Here is a 17,780-nt window from a genome sequence, read left to right as displayed (position 1 = left end):
GAGGGAGCCCGGGATGCCCGCATGGAGCGAGAAGGCCATCCCCGACCAGCGCGGACGCGTCGCCGTGGTCACCGGGGCCAACAGCGGGATCGGGTACGCCACCGCGCGGGAACTGGCCCGCAAGGGCGCCCGCGTGGTGCTCGCCTGCCGCAGCGAGCGGCGGGGCGGCGAGGCCCGGGACCGGCTGCTGGGCGAAGTGCCGAGCACGAACGCGGAGTTCGCCCGCCTGGACCTCGGGGACCTGGCCTCCGTACGGGAGTTCGCGACCTCGTTCCCGTACGACCGCCTCGACCTGCTGGTCAACAACGCGGGCGTGATGGCGCTGCCGTACAGCACGACGGCGGACGGCTTCGAGACCCAGTTCGGCACCAACCACCTGGGCCACTTCGCGCTGACCGGCCTGCTGCTCCCCCCGCTCCTCGCGACACCCGGGGCGCGCGTGGTGACGGTCTCCAGCACCATGCACGCGGTCGCCAACATCGACATCCACGACCTCAACAGCGAGCGCCGCTACCGCCGTTGGATCGCCTACGCCCGCTCCAAGACCGCCAACCTGCTCTTCGTCCACGAACTCGCGCACCGGTTGGCGGCGCACGGCTCGGACGTGATCGCGGCGGCCGCGCATCCCGGGTACGCGGCCACCAACCTCCAGACCGCGAGCGTGAAGATGGAGGGCCGCACGGCGGCGGAACGCTTCTTCCTGGTCGGCAACCGCTTCTTCGCCCAGTCCGCCGACGCCGGCGCCCTGCCCACCCTCTACGCCGCCACCGCCCCCGGGGTCACCCCCGACTCCTTCACCGGCCCCTCCCTCGCCGGCTGGCGCGGTGCCCCGGGCCCCTCCTGGCGGGCCCCGTGGACCCGCGACGACCGGGCGGCGCAACGCCTCTGGGCCGCGTCGGAGAAGCTGACGGGAGTGACGTACAACGCGCTGAAGAGCTGACGGGAGTGACGTACGACGCGCTGAAGAGCTGACCCAGCGACCCGCTGAAGGCCGGTGGCCACCGCGCCGGGGCTGACCGCGTCGATGCGGGCGCCGTAGCGGAGGGGGTCCGGTGCCGCGCCCCCGGGTGAGGGCGCGGTCAGGAAACCCTGTTACGCCGCCCGCACCTGGTACGTGGCGATCCGCACCGACTCGTCGTCCAGGCACTGCCCGGTCTCCAGGTCGAAGCGCTGCTTCAGCAGGGGGGAGGCCACGAACGGGCGGCCCTGCTGGCTGCCGGTCAGGCCGCGGGAGAGGACCGCCGCGCCGCCGAAGGGGTCGCGGTTGTCGATGGCGTACAGGTTGCCCGCGCGGTCGCGGAACAGGGCCGCCTGCCGGCCGTCGGGCAGCAGGGCCGCGACTCCCCGGCCGGGGAGCAGCCGGGCCAGTTCGCAGACCGCGAACCAGTCGCCGTTCAGCTGGAGTTCGACCTTCAGGTCGGTGGTCTCGGGTGCCAGGGTCATCGCTGGGCGCTTCCTTCCAGGGGACGGTGGCCGATGGTCAGCAGCGGCAGGTCGGGCTTGATCTGCTCGCGCTCGGGGACGAACCCGACGACCGGGTCGGGAGTGTCGGGGGCGTTCACGAAGGACACGAACCGGGCGAGCTTCTCGGGGTCGTTGATGGTGGTCGCCCACTCGTCGGCGTAGTGCGCCACGTGGGCCGTCATCAGGGACTCCAGCTCCTCGCAGATGCCGAGGGAGTCCTCCACGACCACGTCACGGACGTGGTCCAGGCCGCCGGGGATGCGCTCCAGCCAGGTCGAGGTGCGCTCCAGGCGGTCCGCGGTGCGGATGTAGAACATCAGGAACCGGTCGATCAGCTTGACCAGTTCGGCGTCGGTGAGGTCCTGCGCGAGCAGGTCCGCGTGGCGCGGGGTCGCGCCGCCGTTGCCGCCGACGTAGAGGTTCCAGCCGTTGGAGGTGGCGATCACGCCGAAGTCCTTCGACTGGGCCTCGGCGCACTCGCGGGCGCAGCCCGACACCGCCGACTTCAGCTTGTGCGGCGACCTGAGTCCCCGGTAGCGAAGCTCCAGGTCGATCGCCATGCGGACCGAGTCCTGGACGCCGTAGCGGCACCAGGTCTGGCCGACGCAGGACTTCACGGTGCGCAGCGACTTGCCGTAGGCGTGCCCGGACTCGAAGCCGGCGTCGACCAACCTCGTCCAGATCAGGGGGAGTTGTTCCACCCGCGCGCCGAACATGTCGATCCGCTGGCCACCGGTGATCTTCGTGTAGAGGCCGAAGTCGCGGGCGATCTCGCCGATCGTGATGAGGCCCTCGGGGGTGATCTCGCCGCCGGGGATGCGCGGCACGACCGAGTAGGAGCCGTTCTTCTGGATGTTGGCGAGGAAGTGGTCGTTGGAGTCCTGGAGGGCCGCCTGCTCGCCGTCCAGGACGTAGCCGCTCGCGCCGATCGTCGGGGCGAGGGAGGCGATGATCGAGCCGACGGCCGGCTTGCAGATCTCGCAGCCGTCGCCGCCCCGGGCGCCGTCACGGCCGTAGCGGTCGAGGAGGTCCTGGTAGGTGTTGATGCGCAGGGCGAGGACGATCTCGTAGAGCTCCTCGCGGGTCTGCGAGAAGCAGCCGCACAGGCCCTTGTCGACCTCGACGCCGGACGCCTCCAGCTCCGCGGTGACCAGCTGGCCCAGTACCTTGACGCAACTGCCGCAGGTCGTACCGGCCTTGGTGCACTTCTTCACCTCGGGCACGGTGGTGCAGTTGTGCTCGGTGACCGCTCCGCGGATCGTGCCCTTGCGGACGTTGTTGCAGGAGCAGATGATCGCGTCGTCCGGCAGCGCGGTCGGGCCGAGCTGCACCGACTCCCCGGCACCGGCCGGCAGCACCAGCGACTCGGGCTTGACCGGCGGCACCGAGCCGGTGAACGCCTTCAGCGTGCCGTACGCCTCCGCGTCGCCGACCAGGATGCCGCCGAGCAGCGTGCCGTCCCGGCCGATGACCAGCTTCTTGTACAGGCCCGCGCGGGAGTCGGAGTACACGACGTCCAGGCAGTCCGCGGTCGCGCCGTGCGCGTCACCGAAGGAGGCCACGTCCACGCCGAGCAGCTTCAGCTTGGTGGAGAGGTCGGCGCCGAGGAAGGCGGCCTCGTCGGAGGCGATGGTCGCCGCCGCGGTCTCGGCCTGCTCGTAACCGGGGGCCACCAGGCCGTACACCCGGCCGTCGGCGGCCAGCGCGCACTCGCCGATCGCGAAGACGTGCGGGTCGGAGACCGTACGGCACTGCTCGTCGACGGTGATGCCGCCGCGCTCGCCGACGGTCAGTCCGCAGTCGCGGGCCAGCTGGTCGCGGGGGCGGACACCGGCGCTGAACACCACCAGGTCGGTGGCGAGTTCGGAGCCGTCGGACAGCTTCATGCCGGTGACGGCGCCGTCCTCGTCGACCACGATCTCCTGCGTGCCGACACCTGTGTGGACGGAGAGCCCCATCTCCTCGATGGTCCGCAGCAGCGCCGCGCCACCGCCCTCGTCGACCTGCACCGGCATCAGCCGCGGCGCGAACTCCACGATGTGGGAGGTCAGTCCGAGCCCCTTGAGCGCGCCGGCCGCCTCCAGACCGAGCAGACCACCGCCGACCACGGCACCGGTGGTGCGGGTCTTCGCGTACTCCTCGATGGCGAGGAGGTCCTCGATCGTGCGGTAGACGAAACAGCCCTTGGCGTCCTTGTTCGGCACCGGCGGCACGAAGGGGAAGGAGCCGGTGGCGAGGACCAGGGTCTCGTACGCGAAGACCTGTCCGGACTTCGCGGTGACCTTCTTCGCGTCCCGGTCGATCGTGACGGCCGGGTCGCCGACGTACAGCTCGATGCCGTGCGTCTCGATGAACTCCATGTCCGTCATGGACAGTTCCTCGGGCGTCTTCCCCGAGAAGTACGACGTGAGCGCGACGCGGTCGTACGCCGGACGCGGCTCCTCGCAGAGCACGACCACACGGTGGGTCGCGGTCAGGCCGCGCGCGGCGAGCGCCTCCAGGAAGCGCTGGCCGACCATGCCGTGGCCGACGAGGACGATCGTGGGGGTGGCCTCCGTGGCCTCCGGGTGGGCGGTCATCAGGAGCCTCCATCGTTGGTGAGCAGGTGGAGCAGCGGTCCGCCGTCGGAGGGGAGCGGCTCTGCTCCCTCCCAGGCGCGGGCGAGCGCGCCGACGGTGCCGAGTTCGCCGACGAGGACCCCGCCGACCAGGCGGTCGTCGCGGACGACGACCTTGCGGTAGGTGCCGCGGGTGGCGTCCGCGAGCTGGACGACGTCGTCGCCCGGGAGTGCCTCGGTCTCGCCGAACGCGGCCAGGTCGAAGGCGGCCTGTCCGGGCAGCGTGAGCCGGGTCAGCGCGCGGGTGCCGGTGTAGCGGGCGCCCTTGTTCCCGGAGCCGGACGCCAGCAACTCGGCCAGCGCGTCGGCCTGTTCCAGGGCCGGGGTGGCGAGGCCGTAGACGGTGCCGTCGTGCTGGGCGCAGTCGCCGATGGCGTGGATGTGCGGGTCGGAGGTGCGCAGTTCGTCGTCCACGACGATGCCCTTGCGCACGTCCAGGCCGGCGGTCTGCGCGAGACCGACGCGGGGGTGGACCCCGCAGGCCAGGACCACGATCTCGGCGTCCAGGGCGTAACCGTCGGCCATCTCGACCGAGCGGACCGCACCGCCGACGCAGCGCACGTCCCGCACGCGCAGATCGGTGTGGACCTCGACGCCCAGGTCCCCGAGGTGGCGCCGGACCAGCTTGGAGGCGCTCGGGTCGAGCTGGCGCTCCATGAGCCGCTCGGCCTGCTGGGCGAGGACGACCTGGGCGCCGCGCTGGGCGAGCGCGCGGGCCGCGGAGACCCCGAGGAGGCCGCCGCCGATCACGACCGCCTTCACTCCCGGCCGGACCGCCTCGGACAGGCCGAGGCAGTCGTCCATGGTGCGGAATGCGTGGACGCCCTTCGGCAGTTCGTGGTCCGCGGTGAACAGACCGCGCAGCGGCGGCAGCACCGGGTTGGAGCCGGTGGCCAGGACGAGCGTGTCGTATGCGATCTTCGAGCCGTCGGCGCACTCGACGGTCCGGGCCCCGCGGTCGATGCCGGTGACCCGGGCACGGGTCAGCGCGGCCGGCGCCGGGAGCGCGATCACGTCCGGGGTGTACCGTCCCGCCAGCACCTCGGCGAGGAGCACCCGGTTGTACGGGCGGTGCTCCTCCTCGCCGACGAGCGTCACGGGCGTGCCGAGCTCTCCGAGCCGCCGGGCGAGCCGGACGCCCGCGAGCCCGGCGCCGATCACCACCACACGCGTATTCGAGGTCATGTCCAGGAGCGTGCGTGGTGGGTGTTACCCGACCGCATCACCTCTGTTTCCCGCGAGGAACGCTGCCCTCAGCAGTGGCCGGGGGCGGGTGTGAGGGTTCGGGGGCGGCGCCGGGGGAGCGCTGTGAGGAGGCCCGCGCCCAGGTGGGTGGCGTGGGCGTGGATCCTGCCCCGTGGCGTCGCCGTGGAGCCCGTCCCATAGGGTCGCGATCATGCCCGACATATCCCTGACCACGGTCGTCGTCCTGTGCCTCGCGGCTCTCGCGGCCGGCTGGATCGACGCCGTGGTCGGCGGCGGGGGCCTCCTGCTGCTGCCGGTCCTGCTGCTCGGCCTGCCCGCGAGCACCCCGGCCGCGTACGCGCTCGGCACCAACAAGGCGGTCGCCATCGTCGGCACCTCGGGGGCCGCGGTGACGTACGCCCGCAGGACGAAGGTCGACGTACGGCTCGCCGTCCGTATCGGGCTCGCGGCCCTCGCCGGCTCCTCGGCCGGCGCGTTCTTCGCGGCCGGGATGAGCACGGAGGTCCTCAAGCCGCTGATCCTGGTCGTGCTGCTGGGGGTCGCCGCCTTCGTGATCCTGCGCCCGGCCTTCGGCACCGCCCCCGCGACCGGCCCGGCCACCCGCCGCCAGGGCCTCGCCGCGATCGGCCTCGCGGGCCTCGGCATCGGCTTCTACGACGGACTCGTCGGGCCCGGCACCGGCACCTTCCTGGTCCTCGCCCTCACCGCGGTCCTCCACCTCGACCTGGTGACCGCCTCCGCCACCGCGAAGATCGTCAACTGCTGCACCAACGCGGGCGCGCTCGCGATGTTCGCCTGGCAGGGCACGGTGCTGTGGCAACTGGCCGCCCTGATGGCCGTCTTCAATCTCGCCGGCGGCACCCTGGGCGCGCACACCGCGCTGAAGAAGGGCAGCGGGTTCGTTCGGGTGGTCCTGCTGACCGTCGTCTTCGCGCTGGTCGCGAATATTGCGTACGAACAGTGGCTCGCCTGACGTTACGGTGACGCCGTGACGACTCAGGTGATCGTGCTCAACGGCGGTTCCAGTTCCGGCAAGTCCGGGATCGCGCGGTGCCTCCAGGCGGTGCTGCCGGACCCGTGGCTGGCCTTCGGGATCGACGGGTTCGTCGAGTCGATGCCCCTCTCGCTCCAGTCCTCGGAGGCGGGCATCGACGTCGCGGCGGACGGCGGGGTGAGCGTCGGCGAGGAGTTCTCGCGGCTGGAGGCGGCCTGGCGGGCCGGGGTCGCCGCCACGGCGTGGGCGGGCGCCCGGGTGATCGTCGACGACGTCTTCCTGGGCGGCGCGCACTCCCAGGAGCGCTGGCGCAAGAGCCTCGACGGCCTGGACGTGCTGTGGGTCGGCGTGCGCTGCGACGCCGAGGTCGCCGCGGGCCGGGAGATCGTCCGGGGCGACCGGGCGCGCGGGATGGCCGAGAAGCAGGCGACGCTCGTGCACCAGGGAGTGGTCTACGACCTGGAGGTGGACACCACCCGCACCGAGGCCCTGGTGTGTGCGCGAACCATCGCCGAGGCCGTGGTCAGCGGCTCCCCGTGAGACTGGTCAGCGGCTCCCCGTGAGATGCGCGAACACCACCACGTTGCCCCGGTAGCCGGTCGCGCGTGAGTAGCCCCCGCCGCAGGTGATCACCCGCAGCTCGGGCCGTGCCGCGGCGCCGTACACCTTCTCGTCGGGGAAGTCCTTCGCGTCGTACACCTCGACCGCGTCCACCGTGAACACCGCCACGCTGCCGTCGCGCCGGTCCACCTCGATCGGGCTGCCCTTGCGGAGGGCGCCGAGGTCGTAGAAGACGGCGGGTCCCTCGGCGTTGTCGACATGCCCGGCGACGATCGCGGTGCCTTTCTCACCGGGGGTGGTGCCGGCCTCGTACCAGCCGGCGAGGTTCTTCTTCGCGGCCGGCGGCACGTCGAGGCTGCCGGTGCGGGTGAGGGCGAGGCCCATCAGGGGGGCGTCCACCTGGATCGCGGGGATGCGGACGCGGTCCGGCGGGGACGGCGCCAGGGCGGGTGCCGCGTCGAGTTCCGCTGCGCCCCCGCGGGCGGAGTGCGCCTGGGCGGCGGACGGCTGCGGCGGGGGGTGTGTCTCGGCGCCGCTGCGCAGCAGCCACGCGCCGCCGCACAGGGCCACCACGGTGACCCCGGCTATGGCCGTGTTCCCGAGTCTGCGGTTGATCCCGGCTATGGCGGTGTTCCCGAGCCTGGCGTTGCGCACAGGAGCCTCCTCTACGGCTGGCCTGCCCGTCCCCCTCCGGGCCGCGAGGGGCGTCGGACCCGGAGGGGGAGGGGACATGCGGTACCGGCGGACGGACAGCGGAGGGTGTCCGTCAGATCCTGTCGCCTCTCGCCCGGCGATGCAGGAGCCAGGTACCGCCCGCGGCGGCGACGGCGAGAGCCGCCACACCGGCCGCGGTCTGCACGGGGTCGGGGCCGAGCGCGCCACCGACCCCCGTCTTCACACTTCCTCTGGGATGCACCGGCTGCCGCTGCGAGGTCAGCGTGACCACCAGGTCGCCGGTCACCTGCCGGCCGCTCTGCGCGCAGGTCGCGACGATCTCGTACGTCCCCGGCTGCGCGCTCGGCGGCACCCGGAACCGTCCGGTCGTGTCACCCCCGTGCATGCTGGGCGCCAGCGTGAACGCGCCCGCGCCCACCGCACTGGCGTCCCCCGTCCCGGCACCGTCGTCCCCGCACGCCGCCGTGTTCACGGTGACCTGCCCGCCCGGCACGACCGAGGACGGGACGACGTCCAGCCCGTCGGCGTCCCCGGCGTGGGCCGGCGCGCAGACGAGACCCGCGGCGGCGACGGCGAGCGCGCTGCCGGTCAGCAGGCGGACGGTGGTGCGCATGGTGCTCCCTCGAGCTCTCGGTGGGAATCCCTGTGCTTTCGAGGTAAGTCGCAGTGCGCCGCGACCGCTTCCTGAGAGGGCGTCAGAAATGCGGTGAATGGGTGTCAGATCGCCGCCCGCCAGACCGGGTCGGCCCGAGTTTCAGCAGGTCATCGCCGTACGGCAGGGGTGTCGCGGAAGAGAACCCGAAGGGTGCGGGGCGCGGGTGTGAACGGGTGACGGCCGAGTCGCCGTCCGCGCTTGACCTCAACTTTGGTCGAGGTATCAGGCTGTCCTCCATGCAGACAGACACCGCTCCCCTCCAGGTCGCCCTCGTCATCGGCAGCAACCGGCACGGCCGTTTCGGCCCGGTCGTCGCCGACTGGCTCCTCGACCGCCTGCGCGACCGCGACGACCTGGTCGCCGAGGTCGTGGACGTGGCCGAGGCCGACCTGCCCATGTCCTTCGCCGCTCCTCCGGCGCCCTCCCCCGTCACCCCGAAACTCGCGTCGGCGGACGCGTTCGTGGTCCTCACCCCCGAGTACAACCACTCGTTCCCGGCGGGCCTGAAGAACCTGATCGACTGGCACTTCACCGAGTGGCAGGCCAAGCCGGTGGCCCTGGTCTCCTACGGCGGTGTCTCGGGCGGCCTGCGGGCCGTGGAACACCTGCGCCAGGTCTTCGCCGAGCTCCACGCGGTGACGGTGCGGGACACGGTGAGCTTCCACAACGCGGGAGCGTCCTTCGAGGACGGCCGCCCGAAGGACGCGGAGGGCCCGGATGCGGCGGCGAAGTCGATGCTGGACCAGCTGGTGTGGTGGGGGAAGGTGCTCAGGGCGGGGAGGGCGGCGCTGCCGTACGGCCGCTGAGGCACGTCCGCTTCCGGGCTACGGTGAGGTGATGGGCATGGAACAGCGCATCACCCTGATCACGTTGGGCGTCCTCGACCTCGCCCGCTCCAAGGCCTTCTACGAGGCCCTCGGCTGGCGGGGCCAGGAGGTCGCGGAGACGGTCTTCTTCCAGGCGGGCGGCCTGGGCCTGGTGCTGTGGAGCCGGGACAGGCTGGCGGCGGACTGCGGGCTGGAGCCGGGCCCCGCGACCGGCTTCGGCGGTATCGCCCTCGCCCACAACGTCCGCTCCGAGGCGGAGGTCGACGCCCTCCTCACCAAGGTGGCGGAGGCGGGCGGCACGGTCACCAAGCCGGCCGCGGTCAACGCGGTCGGCTTCTACTCCGGCGCCTTCACCGACCCGGACGGCCATGCCTGGGAACTGGCGTACAACCCGAGCTTCCCCCTGGCAGAGGACGGCACCCTCACCCTCCCGGACCTCGGCTGAGCGCGCGTCCCTGACGGCCCCCGGCCCACTCCGCACGCCCGCGCCCGCCGTCCTGGTCGGTGGGGCAGTCGCAGTGGTGCCGGCGGACTCGCAGCGCACCTTGCGGACCGCTTCGCGACTCCGGCGCGAGCGCGCGTCCCTGACGGCCCCCGGCCCGCTCCCCAAGGCGCGCTTCCGCCGTCGAGGGTCGTCGTGGCCGGTGAGGTCGCGGGCCGGCACGCCCCGCGCTCGCAGCGCACCTCGCCAACCGCTCAAAACCCCGCGAGCGCCTCGTCGATCGCCCGTCGGCCCACCGCCGCGAGGACCGGGTTCTTGCCGTCCCGGTAGTAGTGCACCGCGCCCACTCCCCAGCGCAGGGTCCACGCGCGGCCCCGCTCCCAGGTGGCCTCGTCGAACTCCGCCGCCTCCCGGAACAGACGGCGGCTCTCGCCGGTGAACACGGTCCAGGCGGGCAGGGTGTCCGCCGTGGGCTCCCCGACGCCCAGGCAGCCGAAGTCGATGACCGCGGTGAGGCGGCCGTGCACGGTGAGCAGGTTGCCGGGGAGGAGGTCCGCGTGGAGCCAGACGGGAGCCCCGCCCCACCCGGGCAGTCCCGGCGCCTCGTCGGCGAGGGCGTTCGCCCGGCCCGCGTCCAGGATGCCGGCGGCGCCCAGGTCCCGGATCGCCAGCCGGTTGCCGTCGTCGAAGAGGTGCAGGGGCCCGGGGCGGTAGGAGGCCGGCCCGCCGGTCGCGTCGACCCCCCGCAACGCGGTGACGAACCGCCCCAACTCCACCGCGGCGTCGGTGAGTTCGGCGATCGGTGAGTCGTAGGCGTTGTCACCGTCCAGCCACCGGTACACCCCCCAGGGCAGCGCGTACCCCCGGCCGGGTTCCCCCTTCGCCAACGGCTCCGGCACCGCCAGCGGAAGCCGCGGTGCCAGCCGGGGCAGCCACCGGTGCTCGAACTCCACCTGCCGCCCGCCGCCGGGCAACCGCGGCAGCCGTACGACCATGTCGTCCCCGAGCCGGAACATCGCGTTGTCCGTCCCGGCCGAGTCGACGCGGGAGACCGGGAGTTCGCCCCAGCGCGGGAACTGGTCCGCGATCAGCCCGCTCACCAGCTCCCCGTCGATGTCGAGCTCGTCGGCGTGCATCTTCGTGGTGGACGGCATGGGGCTCCAGGGGGAGTGGGGCGGGCGTCGGCGGGGGAGCGTATCCGCGCGCGCGAGCCGGATGCCAGCGCTTTTCCCTCAGTCCCCGGTGCCCGACGAGAACCGCTCCGCGAGCGTGCGATGCCGTGCCGCCGCCTGCCGGGCCGCGGCGGGGGTGACGGAGGACCCCGGCAGGCTGCCGATGCGCTCGATGTCGTCGGCGAACCGCAGATGCTCGGCGCGCGCGTGCTCCCGGCAGGCCAGACAGGTCACACGGTCGGGACGCGGCGAGGTCATGGCGTACGGCACCCGCAGCCCGCACCCGGTGGCGACGACACTCGGCAGATCGCCCACCAGACCGAACGTGGACGCGAGCATGGTGCGCACGGCGGCCTCACCCCGGACCACCTTCACCTCGACGTGGATGTGCGGATCGCCCTCGCCCAAGTGCCTCTCCCTTCCCATGAGTACGGCCGCCCCCGGCATCGGAGGCGGCCGCGTCGTACGTCCGGGGATCAGGGAACGTCAGTTCACGTTCACCGCGCTCCAGGCCGCCGCCACCGCGTTGCACTCCGCGCTGCCCGCACCGTACAGATCCTTCGCCGCGTTCAGCGTGGCCGTCCGCGCCCCCGCGTAGTTCGTCGAGGACGTCATGTAGACCGTCAGCGCCCGGTACCAGATCGCGCCCAGCTTGTCCCGGCCGATCCCGGTGACCGTGGAGCCGTTGGAGGTGGGGGAGTTGTAGCTGACGCCGTTGATGGTCTTGGCGCCGCTGCCCTCCGCCAGCAGATACGCGAAGTGGTTCGCGACCCCGGAGGAGTAGTGGACGTCGAGGTTGCCCACCGAACTGCTCCAGGAGTCCGCGGACTTGCCGTCCTTGGAGGGCTTGTCCATGTACCGCAGGGCGTCCCGCCCGAAGCCGGAGCGGACGATCTTCTCGCCGATGAGGTAGTCACCGGTGTCGGAGGAGTTGCCCGCGTAGAACTCCACCAGCGTGCCGAAGATGTCGGAGGTCGCCTCGTTGAGCCCGCCCGACTCGCCCGAGTACGTCAGCGCCGCCGTCTTGGACGTCACGCCGTGCGACATCTCGTGCCCGGCCACGTCCAGCGACACCAGCGGGCCCATCTGCGTCCCGTCACCGTCGCCGTACGTCATGCAGAAGCAACTGTCGTCCCAGAAGGCGTTGTTGTAGTTGTTGCCGTAGTGGACGCGGTTGTAGGACCCCTTGCCGTCGCCGCCGATGCCGTTCCGCGCGTGGACGTTCTTGTAGTAGTCCCAGGTGACGTCGGTCCCGTACTGCGCGTCCACCGCCGCCGTGGCCCGGTCCGAAGTCGCCCCCGTGCCCCAGTGGTTGTCGGCGTCGGTGAACAGGGTCGCCGGGGCCCTGCTGATGCAGATGGTCAGGAAGCACAGGTCGGTCTTGTTGGCCGCGTCACCGGTGTAGGTGTTCCCGCGCGTCGCGTCCTTGAGCTGGTACGTCGATCCCGACTGCGTGGTGTTCAGCGCGACCGTGCCGCTGTACAGCGACTTCCCGTCACCGGCGGCCTGTTCGATGCTGTCCCACGCGTCGATCTGCGCGCCGGTGCGGGCGTCGGTGAGGACGGTCCGGGCGACCGGGTTGCCGAGCGAGTCCTGCGCGGCCGCGTTCGTCCGCCAGGCCAGCTTCGGCGGCCCGTGCAGGGCGTCGACGACCAGCTGCGGCTTGGCGGTGAGCTTCTTCAGGGTCTCGCCGAGGTTGGCCGCCTTGAGCGCGTTCGCGGCGAGGTCGGCGGCCTTCGGGGCGGACAGCGCGGGGGTGACACTGGCCAGGGATATCGCGTTCCTGGTGGCGCGCGAGGAGCTCTTGTACGCCCCGTCCGGCGCCAGGTGGACCACGAAGTCACCGCCGAGCACGGGGAGTTGGCGGTAGGTGCGGTCGTAGCGGACGTGCTGGGTGCCGTCGGGGTCGACGATCACGTCACGGACCTTCGTGCGCTGCGCGGAGGTGAGCCCGAGCGCCGGGGCCTGGTCGGCGAGCGCCGACGCGGCGTTGTCGAGCGCGTCTGCCCTGGTGGGTCTGTCGGCCGCACCGGCGGCGGGGGAGAGGGCGGCGGCCAGCAGGGTGGCGGCGGTGGCGGCCACTCCGGCGGTGGCGAGACGACGGGAACGGGCACCTCGGACGTACGGCCGTATCCGACTCATCGGTCTCCTCAGAAAGGCGCCAATGGGGCGCGTGGGGGTGGCGCGGACGTTGACGAAGATTTAAGAGGCCATGACAAGCCGTGTCCATACCGCGTCACGTGCAGGTATGTGAGGGGAGAGAATCGTTTCTGTGACCCCCGAAAGCCTCCCCTTCTTCGTCTACGGCACCCTCCGCCCCGGCGAGGTCAACCACGACCTCTTCCTGCGCGGCCGCGTCCGCTCCGAGGAACCGGGCCGGCTGCCCGACGCGCTGCTCTACGACGGCCCCGGATACCCGTACGCCGTGGCGGAGCCGGACGGCGGACCGGTCTTCGGCGAGCTCGTCACCGCGAACCCCGAGGACTACGACGAACTGCTCACCGCGCTCGACGAGTTGGAGGAGTACACACCGGGCGACCCGCGCAACCTCTACGAACGCGTCGCCCACGAGGTCGTGCGCGTCGCCGACGGCACGGCCGTACGCGCGTGGGTCTACGTGGCCGCGCCCTCCGTCGCCGTACGCCTGCGAGCGCACGGCAAGCTGATCGAGAGCGGCGACTGGCTGACGCGGTGAGCTACCGCTCCACCGCCTCCACCCGCACCGCGCACGCCTTGAACTCCGGCATGCGGGACGTCGGGTCCAGGGCCGGGTTGGTGAGGGTGTTGGCGCGGCCCTCGCCGTACCAGTGGAAGGGCATGAAGACGGTGTCCGGGCGGATCCCGAGGGTGATCCGGGCCGGGGCCACGGCCCGCCCGCGCCGCGAGACCACGGCCACCGGGTCGCCCTCGGCGGCCCCGAGCCGCTCCGCGAGCCGCGGGTGCAGTTCCACGAACGGCCCCGGCGCGGCGGCGTTCAGCTCGTCCACCCGGCGGGTCTGCGCACCGGACTGGTACTGCGCCACGACCCGTCCGGTCGTCAGCAGCACCGGGTACTCCTCGTCGGGCTCCTCCGCGACCGCCCGGTGCGAGACCGGGACGAAGCGGGCCCGGCCGTCCGGGTGGGCGAAACGGTCCAGGAAGAGCCGCGGGGTGCCGGGGTGCACCGCCGTGTCCTCTGTGGGGCACGGCCAGAACACCCCGTTCTCCTCGGCCAGGCGCCGGTAGGTGATCCCGGAGTAGTCGGCCGGACCGCCCGCGCTCGCCCGCCGCAGCTCCTCGAAGACCTCCTCGGGGTCGGTCGGGAAGCCCTTCTCCACGCCGAGCCGGTCGGCGAGCTCGTGCATGACCTCCAGGTCGCTGCGGATGCCGTCCGGGGGCGTGATCGCCTTCCGGCGCAGCAGCACCCGCCCCTCCAGGTTGGTCGTCGTGCCCGTCTCCTCGGCCCACTGCGTCACCGGCAGGACCACGTCCGCGAGGGCCGCCGTCTCCGAGAGGACGACGTCACAGACGGCAAGGAAATCAAGGGACTTGATGCGCTCCTCGATGTGCGCGGCGCGCGGCGCCGACACCACCGGGTTGGACCCCATCAGCAGCAGCGACCTGATGTCCGTGCCGAGCGCGTCCAGCAACTCGTAGGCGCTGCGCCCCGGTCCGGGCAGCGAGTCGGGGTCCACGCCCCACACCTCGGCGACATGGGCCCGCGCCGCCGGGTCGTCCAGCTTGCGGTAGCCGGGCAACTGGTCGGCCTTCTGGCCGTGTTCGCGCCCGCCCTGTCCGTTGCCCTGCCCGGTCAGACAGCCGTATCCGCTGTACGGCCGTCCCGCGCGCCCGGTCGCCAGGCACAGGTTGATCCACGCGCTCACGGTGTCGGTGCCCTTGGACTGCTGCTCGGGCCCACGCGCGGTGAGCACCATGGCGGACTCCGGCTCGCAGAACAGCCGTACCGCCTCCCGGAGTTGGGGCACCGAAACACCGGTGATCCGCTCGACGTACTCCGGCCAGTGGGCCATCGCGGCGGCCCGCGCGTCCTCCCAGCCGACCGTGCGCTCGCCGATGTACGCCTCGTCGGTACGGCCCTCCGCCACCACCAGGTGCAGCAGCCCGAGCGCGAGGGCCAGGTCCGTGCCCGGCCGGGGCATCAGATGCAGGTCGGCCTGCTCGGCGGTCTTCGTGCGGCGCGGGTCGATGACGATCAGCGTGCCGCCGTTCTCCTTGAGTTCGGTGAAGAACCGCAGGGAGGGCGGCATGGTCTCGGCGAGGTTCGAGCCCACGAGGATCACACAGCCGGACTTCGGGATGTCCTCCAGCGGGAACGGCAGCCCGCGGTCCAGGCCGAAGGCCTTCATCCCGCCGGCCGCCGCGGAGGACATGCAGAAGCGGCCGTTGTAGTCGATCTGCGAGGTGCCGAGGACGACCCGGGCGAACTTGCCCAGCGTGTACGCCTTCTCGTTCGTCAGGCCGCCGCCGCCGAAGACCCCGCACGCGTCCGGGCCATGCTCCGTGCGCGTGCGGGACAGCCCCTCGGCGATCCGGTCCAGTGCCTCGTCCCAGGTCGCGGGCACCAGCGTGCCCCCGGAGCGCACCAACGGGGAGGTCAGGCGCACCCGGGACGAGAGCACCGCGGGCGCGGTACGGCCCTTGCCGCACAGCGCGCCCCGGTTCACCGGGAAGTCCGCGCGCTCACTGACCTCCACGGTCCCGTCCGGGGCGGGGGTCAGGTTCATCCCGCACTGCAGGGCGCAGTACGGGCAGTGCGTGGGCGTCGCGGAGTTCGGCATGTCTCTCAGCGTGCTTCGGCCGTGTTACGCCGGGGAGGGCCCTTTGTTACGCGCCCAAGACGGCGACCTCCCGTTCGGGGCCCGGAAGCGGTGAGGGGCGCACTCGCCCGCTCTCACCTCAGCAGCGGGGCAGGAAGTTCTGCACGTGTCCGGTGTCGAGGTAGTAGTCGCTGACGTACCGGCTGCCGCCGGCGCTGTAGAGCCGGGTCCAGATGGTGTAACCCTGGACCGCGGAGCCGTAGGTCCAGCACTCCACCTCGACAATCGCCCCGTTGGGCAGGCTGCCGACGTTGGAGTAGCCGCTGCCGGGGCCGGAGCGGACGGTCAGCGAGCTGCCCGGGTCGATCTTGATGACATGGGCGCACAGCGACTGACTGTCACTGCCGACATCCGGCGGACACCGGAACGGGTCGGCGCTCGCGGACGGCGCGAACGTCAGCCCGGCACCCGCGGTGAGCAGGGCCGTGGCGATGACGGTGGCTGCCCGGCGACGCCTGGTCAGGGCGTGCTTGACGGACGAGAGCATGCTTTCCCCCTGGGTAGCGGTCGGACTCTCGCGTCCCATCATGCGAGGCCGTCGCGTCCCGCCGGTGGGGTGTCATGCACCGTTCACCACATCGCCCCGTGCGGACGCCGAGCACCCGCTTGCTCGGCGCGCCTCAGCAGGTCTCCGTGCGCTTCAGTACGTGTCAGTGCGCTTCAGCGCGCCTCAGTGCGCCGAGGCCAGCGCGTTCGTCACGCCCGGCTCCTTCGGTCCCAGGAACCGCGGATCCGGCCGGAACGCCACGTCCAGGGCCGCCTTGCCCGCCGCGAACAGCTCCCGCGCGCCGCCGTAGTACCAGGTGACGTCGTGCCGGTCGGTCACCCCGACGCCGTACGACGTGATCCCCGCCGCCTCGCAGAGCGCGACCGCGCGCCGGATGTGGAATCCCTGGCTGATCAGCACCGCCCGGTCCACGCCGAAGATCTTCCTGGCGCGGACGCACGAGTCCCAGGTGTCGAAGCCGGCGTAGTCGCTGACGATCCGGGTGTCCGGGACGCCGTGCCGGGTCAGATAGGCGCGCATGGCGTCGGGCTCGTCGTAGTCCTCGCGGCTGTTGTCGCCGGTGACGAGGACGACCTTGATCCGCCCCTCCCGGTACAGCTGCGCCGCCGCGTCGAGCCGGTGGGCGAGGTACGGCGACGGCTCGCCGTCCCACAGCCCGGCGCCGAACACGACGGCCACCGCGGTACGGGGCGCGTCGGCCGGGGTTCGCAGCCTGCCCTCCGTGGTGACGTACAGCCACGTCGACGGCAGCAGCGCGAGCACACACCCCGCCATCACGGCCTGCACCAGCCTGCGCCGCCCGGCACGCGTGCGGGGCAGACGGGGTCTGCGCACCTTCGGCAGTCGCATCGGACGGTCCCTCCCGGTCGGCTTTCCGACAACCAGGACGTCCCGCCGGGCCGCCCGGTTCGTCCAACCCGGCGTGACCAGCCTCACTCGCGCTCGCGAAAGCGCAGGTCACGCCACCTCACATGACGTCTCCCCGCACCGTGAAGCCCCGGAAAGCACACGTTATTGCCGTGAAACGGGGAGGCAACCTCGGCCCGCCACCATCACTGACATGAACCGGATCAGCAGCCAGCCCGGCCTCGTCTCCCTCGACGACAGGCGCCGCACCGAGCCGCCCGCGCTCGTCCTGGTGGCCCACGGCAGCCGCGACCCGCGCACCCTGAGCACGGTCCACGACCTCCTGGACCGGCTCCGCGACCGGCACCCCGACCTGCCGGTCCACCTGGGCCACATCGAGCTCAACGAACCGCTGCTCCCGGACACGCTGGCGTCCCTGGGGCAGGCGGAGGCGGTCCTGGTCCCGCTGCTCCTGTCCCGCGGCTACCACGTGAAGCGCGACATCCCGGAGATGGCGGCCGCGTCCCGGGCACGCACGCGCGTGGCGGCCCCGCTGGGCCCGCACCCGCTGCTCGTGGAGACCCTGCACGCCCGTCTGGTCGAGGCGGGCTGGCACACGGACGAGGAGACCCGCCGCGCCGGCGCCGTCGTCCTCGCGTCGGCGGGCTCCCGTGACCCCGACTCGGCCGTGGACACCCGCCGCACGGCCCAGCTCCTGGCGGACCGCCTGGGAGTCCCGGTGGTTCCCGCCTACGCCTCCGCCGCCACGCCGACGGTGGAAACGGCGATCAGGGCCCTGACGGCAAGGGGCCGCCACAAGGTCGCGGTCGCCTCGTACTTCACGGCTCCGGGCCTGTTCGCCAGGCAGTGCGCGGAGAAGGCCCCGTGGATCGCGTCGGCCCCGCTGGGCACCCACCCGGCGATGGCCGACCTGATCCTGCACCGCTACGACCAGGCATCGGCGGCTCGGGTGACGTCAGCCGCTTAGGGGCGCGG

Annotated in this window: 18 protein-coding genes; 7 read left to right on the top strand and 11 right to left on the bottom strand. The window is 72.4% G+C overall.

Annotated elements, in window-relative coordinates; all coding sequences use genetic code 11:
• Window positions 1–13 precede the first annotated feature (13 nt).
• A complete protein-coding gene (locus tag AC2XR2_RS14020) occupies window positions 14–940 on the top strand; it encodes an oxidoreductase (RefSeq protein WP_491515201.1) in 927 nt (308 codons plus the stop codon).
• A gap of 152 nt (window positions 941–1,092) precedes the next feature.
• Here AC2XR2_RS14020 and nirD read toward each other — a convergent pair whose 3' ends face one another.
• From nirD to AC2XR2_RS14005, 3 genes are read right to left on the bottom strand one after another with little or no spacing between them, the layout of a single operon-like run.
• A complete protein-coding gene (nirD, locus tag AC2XR2_RS14015) occupies window positions 1,093–1,443 on the bottom strand; it encodes a nitrite reductase small subunit NirD (RefSeq protein ID WP_449348272.1) in 351 nt (116 codons plus the stop codon).
• Window positions 1,440–4,043, bottom strand: coding sequence for a nitrite reductase large subunit NirB (gene nirB, locus AC2XR2_RS14010; RefSeq protein ID WP_381299881.1), 2,604 nt, complete (start codon window positions 4,041–4,043; stop codon window positions 1,440–1,442). Before nirB ends, nirD begins: the two co-directional genes overlap by 4 nt.
• Window positions 4,043–5,266 carry an NAD(P)/FAD-dependent oxidoreductase gene (locus AC2XR2_RS14005; RefSeq protein WP_381299880.1) on the bottom strand — a complete coding sequence of 408 codons (1,224 nt, stop codon included), beginning with the start codon at window positions 5,264–5,266 and terminating at the stop codon, window positions 4,043–4,045. The genes nirB and AC2XR2_RS14005 overlap by 1 nt, the downstream gene beginning before the upstream one ends.
• Window positions 5,267–5,477: 211 nt before the next feature.
• On the opposite strand from AC2XR2_RS14005, the gene AC2XR2_RS14000 reads away from it, so the two are divergent.
• Both AC2XR2_RS14000 and cpt read left to right on the top strand, forming a co-directional pair.
• A complete protein-coding gene (locus AC2XR2_RS14000) occupies window positions 5,478–6,260 on the top strand; it encodes a sulfite exporter TauE/SafE family protein (protein ID WP_491515200.1) in 783 nt (260 codons plus the stop codon).
• Between the two features lie 15 nt (window positions 6,261–6,275).
• Entirely contained in the window at window positions 6,276–6,821 is a 546-nt protein-coding gene (cpt, locus tag AC2XR2_RS13995; RefSeq protein WP_381299879.1) for a chloramphenicol phosphotransferase CPT, read from the top strand.
• Window positions 6,822–6,827: 6 nt separating this feature from the next.
• Here cpt and AC2XR2_RS13990 read toward each other — a convergent pair whose 3' ends face one another.
• Window positions 6,828–7,496, bottom strand: coding sequence for a class F sortase (locus AC2XR2_RS13990; RefSeq protein WP_491515199.1), 669 nt, complete (start codon window positions 7,494–7,496; stop codon window positions 6,828–6,830).
• Between the two features lie 112 nt (window positions 7,497–7,608).
• Complete coding sequence (locus AC2XR2_RS13985) at window positions 7,609–8,130, bottom strand: GVDTG sorting domain-containing protein (protein ID WP_381299877.1); 522 nt, start codon at window positions 8,128–8,130, stop codon at window positions 7,609–7,611.
• A gap of 278 nt (window positions 8,131–8,408) precedes the next feature.
• Here AC2XR2_RS13985 and AC2XR2_RS13980 point away from each other — a divergent pair, with 278 nt between their 5' ends.
• Together AC2XR2_RS13980 and AC2XR2_RS13975 are read left to right on the top strand one after the other, a co-directional pair.
• On the top strand, window positions 8,409–8,978 hold the full coding sequence (locus tag AC2XR2_RS13980; protein ID WP_491515198.1) for an NADPH-dependent FMN reductase: 570 nt from the start codon (window positions 8,409–8,411) through the stop codon (window positions 8,976–8,978).
• A gap of 37 nt (window positions 8,979–9,015) precedes the next feature.
• The gene (locus AC2XR2_RS13975; protein ID WP_491515197.1) at window positions 9,016–9,444 is read left to right on the top strand and encodes a VOC family protein; all 429 of its coding nucleotides are present in this window, start codon (window positions 9,016–9,018) and stop codon (window positions 9,442–9,444) included.
• A 251-nt stretch (window positions 9,445–9,695) separates the two neighbouring features.
• Here AC2XR2_RS13975 and AC2XR2_RS13970 read toward each other — a convergent pair whose 3' ends face one another.
• The 3 genes from AC2XR2_RS13970 to AC2XR2_RS13960 form a co-directional block, all read right to left on the bottom strand.
• Window positions 9,696–10,595, bottom strand: a complete 900-nt coding sequence (locus tag AC2XR2_RS13970; RefSeq protein WP_491515196.1) for an aminoglycoside phosphotransferase family protein — start codon at window positions 10,593–10,595, stop codon at window positions 9,696–9,698.
• Between the two features lie 78 nt (window positions 10,596–10,673).
• The gene (locus AC2XR2_RS13965; protein ID WP_381299873.1) at window positions 10,674–11,021 is read right to left on the bottom strand and encodes a hypothetical protein; all 348 of its coding nucleotides are present in this window, start codon (window positions 11,019–11,021) and stop codon (window positions 10,674–10,676) included.
• A gap of 78 nt (window positions 11,022–11,099) precedes the next feature.
• Window positions 11,100–12,755: a M4 family metallopeptidase gene (locus AC2XR2_RS13960; RefSeq protein WP_491515195.1), complete on the bottom strand. Its 1,656-nt coding sequence runs from the start codon at window positions 12,753–12,755 to the stop codon at window positions 11,100–11,102.
• Between the two features lie 130 nt (window positions 12,756–12,885).
• Between AC2XR2_RS13960 and AC2XR2_RS13955 the strand changes: the two genes are divergently transcribed.
• On the top strand, window positions 12,886–13,308 hold the full coding sequence (locus AC2XR2_RS13955) for a gamma-glutamylcyclotransferase family protein (RefSeq protein WP_381299871.1): 423 nt from the start codon (window positions 12,886–12,888) through the stop codon (window positions 13,306–13,308).
• 1 nt (window position 13,309) lies between these two features.
• On the opposite strand, the gene AC2XR2_RS13950 is transcribed toward AC2XR2_RS13955, so the two are convergent.
• The 3 genes from AC2XR2_RS13950 to AC2XR2_RS13940 all read right to left on the bottom strand — a co-directional run bounded on the left by AC2XR2_RS13950 (window position 13,310) and on the right by AC2XR2_RS13940 (window position 16,787).
• Window positions 13,310–15,391 carry a molybdopterin oxidoreductase family protein gene (locus AC2XR2_RS13950; protein WP_491515194.1) on the bottom strand — a complete coding sequence of 694 codons (2,082 nt, stop codon included), beginning with the start codon at window positions 15,389–15,391 and terminating at the stop codon, window positions 13,310–13,312.
• A gap of 118 nt (window positions 15,392–15,509) precedes the next feature.
• On the bottom strand, window positions 15,510–15,917 hold the full coding sequence (locus AC2XR2_RS13945; protein ID WP_449348264.1) for an SH3 domain-containing protein: 408 nt from the start codon (window positions 15,915–15,917) through the stop codon (window positions 15,510–15,512).
• A 183-nt stretch (window positions 15,918–16,100) separates the two neighbouring features.
• On the bottom strand, window positions 16,101–16,787 hold the full coding sequence (locus AC2XR2_RS13940) for a SanA/YdcF family protein (RefSeq protein ID WP_381299868.1): 687 nt from the start codon (window positions 16,785–16,787) through the stop codon (window positions 16,101–16,103).
• Window positions 16,788–16,998: 211 nt separating this feature from the next.
• On the opposite strand from AC2XR2_RS13940, the gene AC2XR2_RS13935 reads away from it, so the two are divergent.
• Window positions 16,999–17,772 carry a sirohydrochlorin chelatase gene (locus AC2XR2_RS13935; protein WP_491515193.1) on the top strand — a complete coding sequence of 258 codons (774 nt, stop codon included), beginning with the start codon at window positions 16,999–17,001 and terminating at the stop codon, window positions 17,770–17,772.
• The last annotated feature ends 8 nt before the right edge of the window (window positions 17,773–17,780 follow it).

It is taken from the genome of Streptomyces sp. LS-MS-L19 (assembly GCF_058382285.1).
This window is presented reverse-complemented; position numbering and strand designations above follow the sequence as displayed.

Excerpts from the sequence above, each read along its gene's own strand:
- AC2XR2_RS14020 (WP_491515201.1), top strand. The coding sequence starts at position 14 with ATGCCCGCATGGAGCGAGAAGGCCATCCCCGACCAGCGCGGACGCGTC.
- AC2XR2_RS14005 (WP_381299880.1), bottom strand. The coding sequence starts at position 5,266 with ATGACCTCGAATACGCGTGTGGTGGTGATCGGCGCCGGGCTCGCGGGC.
- AC2XR2_RS14000 (WP_491515200.1), top strand. The coding sequence starts at position 5,478 with ATGCCCGACATATCCCTGACCACGGTCGTCGTCCTGTGCCTCGCGGCT.
- AC2XR2_RS13950 (WP_491515194.1), bottom strand. The coding sequence starts at position 15,391 with ATGCCGAACTCCGCGACGCCCACGCACTGCCCGTACTGCGCCCTGCAG.
- AC2XR2_RS13975 (WP_491515197.1), top strand. The coding sequence starts at position 9,016 with ATGGAACAGCGCATCACCCTGATCACGTTGGGCGTCCTCGACCTCGCC.
- AC2XR2_RS13935 (WP_491515193.1), top strand. The coding sequence starts at position 16,999 with ATGAACCGGATCAGCAGCCAGCCCGGCCTCGTCTCCCTCGACGACAGG.
- AC2XR2_RS13970 (WP_491515196.1), bottom strand. The coding sequence starts at position 10,595 with ATGCCGTCCACCACGAAGATGCACGCCGACGAGCTCGACATCGACGGG.
- AC2XR2_RS13940 (WP_381299868.1), bottom strand. The coding sequence starts at position 16,787 with ATGCGACTGCCGAAGGTGCGCAGACCCCGTCTGCCCCGCACGCGTGCC.
- AC2XR2_RS13985 (WP_381299877.1), bottom strand. The coding sequence starts at position 8,130 with ATGCGCACCACCGTCCGCCTGCTGACCGGCAGCGCGCTCGCCGTCGCC.
- nirD (WP_449348272.1), bottom strand. The coding sequence starts at position 1,443 with ATGACCCTGGCACCCGAGACCACCGACCTGAAGGTCGAACTCCAGCTG.
- AC2XR2_RS13960 (WP_491515195.1), bottom strand. The coding sequence starts at position 12,755 with ATGAGTCGGATACGGCCGTACGTCCGAGGTGCCCGTTCCCGTCGTCTC.
- AC2XR2_RS13980 (WP_491515198.1), top strand. The coding sequence starts at position 8,409 with ATGCAGACAGACACCGCTCCCCTCCAGGTCGCCCTCGTCATCGGCAGC.
- nirB (WP_381299881.1), bottom strand. The coding sequence starts at position 4,043 with ATGACCGCCCACCCGGAGGCCACGGAGGCCACCCCCACGATCGTCCTC.
- AC2XR2_RS13945 (WP_449348264.1), bottom strand. The coding sequence starts at position 15,917 with ATGCTCTCGTCCGTCAAGCACGCCCTGACCAGGCGTCGCCGGGCAGCC.